Source organism: Desulfatiglans sp., from assembly GCA_012513605.1.
Lineage (GTDB): Bacteria > Desulfobacterota > DSM-4660 > Desulfatiglandales > HGW-15 > JAAZBV01.
Genome location: JAAZBV010000132.1, coordinates 1 through 3257 on the forward strand (window position 1 = coordinate 1; position 3257 = coordinate 3257).

2 protein-coding genes are annotated in these 3257 nt (G+C 43.9%); both read left to right on the forward strand.

All coding sequences use genetic code 11. The features are described 5' to 3' along the window. Positions 1-113: 113 nt before the first annotated feature. Positions 114-368, forward strand: coding sequence for a DUF3237 domain-containing protein (locus tag GX654_17815; GenBank protein ID NLD38722.1), 255 nt, complete (start codon positions 114-116; stop codon positions 366-368). A gap of 91 nt (positions 369-459) precedes the next feature. Then, positions 460-3054, forward strand: coding sequence for a glycoside hydrolase family 3 protein (locus GX654_17820; protein ID NLD38723.1), 2595 nt, complete (start codon positions 460-462; stop codon positions 3052-3054). Positions 3055-3257: the final 203 nt, after the last annotated feature.

The following is a 3257-nucleotide window of genomic DNA, read 5'->3' on the forward strand; positions in this document are numbered from 1 at the left end:
TACCATTTTGATTCTTGGACAGCACTGCTGGCAATAACCTGTTTTTTGAATACGCCGTTTTGTTAACTTAACTACTTGTTTTTACTTGATGCAATATCAAATTTTCATTTATCTTGGACAGCAATGACGCAAAATATACCCTCAAAACAAACGATGGGGCGCTTATCCAGGTGCAGAACCGTGTTTTAATGCACATGTCAAAGGACGGCACACCTCCCTATACACGGTCTGTGATAGACTTTGAGGCGCCTTCGGAAAGTAAACATGCATGGCTCAATCATGCTATTTTCCTGGGCACACTTACAATGCCTAAAAAGATGCCTAAGGACAATCCTTTTGTGATTATCAGTGTGTACAGGGTGAAATAACGCAGAGCGCAGAAGACAAAGCGCAAAGCGTAGTATATTCATCTCTTTCGCTATGCGCCATGCCCTATGCCTTTTTAAAACAGGAAGGAATATGAAAATATTATTTTTGTTTATAGTAAGTTTATTTCTTTCAACAAGTTCTTTCGGGCAGCCATTGCCCTATAAAAATCCTGATTTAAGTTCGGAAGAGCGGGCAAAGGATCTGATTTCAAGATTAACCCTTGAAGAAAAGGCCGCCCTGATGTGTGACGTATCGGATGCAATTCCCCGCCTAGGTATAAAAAAATTCAACTGGTGGAGTGAAGCACTGCACGGCCTCGCAAATAACAGTGATGTTACTGTTTTTCCTGAGCCAATAGGCATGGCAGCCTCATTTAATGATGAACTGGTTTATAAGATATTCAACGCAGTATCTGATGAAACCCGTGCCAAATACAATGAGTCGCAGCAAAAGGGGCTTGAAAACCGGCGTTTTTTGAGTCTTTCTGTATGGACACCCAATATTAATATCTTTCGTGATCCCCGCTGGGGCCGTGGTCAGGAGACCTATGGCGAAGACCCTTTCCTTATGTCCAGGATGGGTGTTTCAGTAGTAAAAGGGCTTCAGGGGCCTGGCGATGCAAAATACCGCAAACTGCTTGCATGTGCCAAGCACTATGCAGTGCATTCAGGGCCTGAATGGAGCCGCCACTCCCTTAACATCACAGATCTAGAACCAAGGGATCTTCATGAAACCTATCTGCCTGCATTCAAGGCCCTGGTTCAGGAGGCTGATGTCCGCCAGGTAATGTGCGCATATCAGCGTCTGAATGATGAACCATGCTGCGGTAATGAACGCCTGCTCCAGAAGATTCTTCGTGATGACTGGGGCTTTAAACATGTTGTTGTCTCCGATTGCGGAGCAATAGACGATTTTTACAGGAGCCATAAGGTCTCATCCGATGGGGTGCATGCATCTGCAAAAGGTGTTCTGGCAGGGACAGATGTGGAGTGTCAGTGGGCTAGTCACAACTATAAAAAACTCCCAGAGGCTGTTGAGAAGGGGCTTATAACCGAGGAAGAGATCAACACACGGTTGAAGCGTGTGCTGACCGGGCGTTTTGACCTGGGCGAGATGGATAATGATGAACTTGTTCCCTGGACTAAAATTCCGGTGTCAATCGTTAATAATGAAGATCACAGGAAACTCGCCCTTGATATGGCACGTGAATCAATGACGCTTCTTCAGAATAAAAACAATATCCTGCCCTTGAAAAAATCCATCAAAAGGCTGGCTGTTATCGGGCCTAATGCCGATGATAAACCGGTGCTGTGGGGGAACTATAATGGAACCCCCGTAAGGACGATCACAATCCTTGATGGCATCACATCAAAGCTTTCATCTAATAAAATTATTTATGACAAAGGCTGCGACCTTGTTGAAGATAAGGTTACTCAAAGCTATTTCGAGCAGTGTTCCTTTGAAGGTAAGAAGGGTTTTAAGGCTACCTACTGGAACAACCCTGACCTAAAGGGAGAAGTTGCTATCACACAGCAGATAGAAAACCCCATTAAACTAACAACCGCAGGGCAGCATGAATTTGCTTCAGGGGTCAAGCTTGAAGGTTTTTCAGCCAGGTATGAAACGGAATTCACCCCGTCCGTAACCGAGGAGATTGTATTCAAATGCGGGGCAACAGGGGCATTTGAGCTGGTTGTTAATAACAAATCCATCACAAAGTACAGCAACTGGCGAACACTGCCTGCAAGGATTCCTTTTAAGGTTGAAAAGGGGAATAAATACAATATTGAAATCCTCTATACCCAGCAGAACGACTGGCAGGCAAGCATAGAATTCGACTTTGGAAAAGAGGTCGATATGGACTATAACGCTCTTATCGAAAAACTTGAGGGAACTGATCTGGTAGTATTTGCTGGCGGTCTTTCAGGTAACCTCGAAGGTGAAGAGATGCCTGTTTCATACCCCGGTTTCAAGGGTGGTGACCGCACTGATATAGAACTTCCAATGGTACAGCGCAACTGTTTAAAGGCGCTCAAGGAGGCAGGTAAAAAGATTATTTTTGTAAACTGCTCCGGTTCAGCCATTGCCCTTACCCCTGAAACCGAGACCAGCGATGCTATTCTACAGGCATGGTATCCGGGTGAATCCGGAGGACAGGCGGTTGCCGATGTGCTCTTTGGTGATTACAACCCATCAGGAAAACTGCCGGTCACCTTTTATAAAAGTTCGAATCAGATAAATGATTTTGAAGATTACTCCATGAAGGGCAGGACATACCGCTATATGAATGATGCACTCTTCTCATTTGGCTATGGATTAAGCTATACAAGGTTTGAGATCGGTGAGGCAAGTGTAAACAGAACAATAATAAAGGCTGATGAAACCGTCCGGTTGACCGTACCTGTAAAAAACAGCGGTAAACATGACGGCACAGAGGTGGTTCAGGTTTATGTGAGAAAAATGAATGATATTGAAGGGCCTCTTAAGACCCTTCGCGGCTTTAAGCGTGTGGATATAAAGACAGGTAAAACAGGGCAGGTTACTATTGACCTTCCGCCTTCTTCATTTGAATTTTATGATCGGGAGCAGAGGAAGATGGCTGTGACGCAAGGAGAATATGAAGTGTACTATGGTAACAGCTCTGACATAAAAGATCTGAAACCGTTTAAAATAACAGTTCAATAAAGAATGTTTGGGGGAGATGATTGTGTTTTATTTAAAGACAAGGAATGGAAGATTGAAATGTCATTCCCGCGAAGGTGCATTGGCGTCAAGCTAAGCGACAAATATGGTTTAAATGTTTGTAATAGTTGATTCTTCCTTTTCGTTTTTCATAGCAACAATGGCGTAGTATTACATGTTCAAGTAATAGTTCAGTCTGGTTACCA

Excerpts from the sequence above, each read along its gene's own strand:
- GX654_17820 (NLD38723.1), top strand. The coding sequence starts at position 460 with ATGAAAATATTATTTTTGTTTATAGTAAGTTTATTTCTTTCAACAAGT.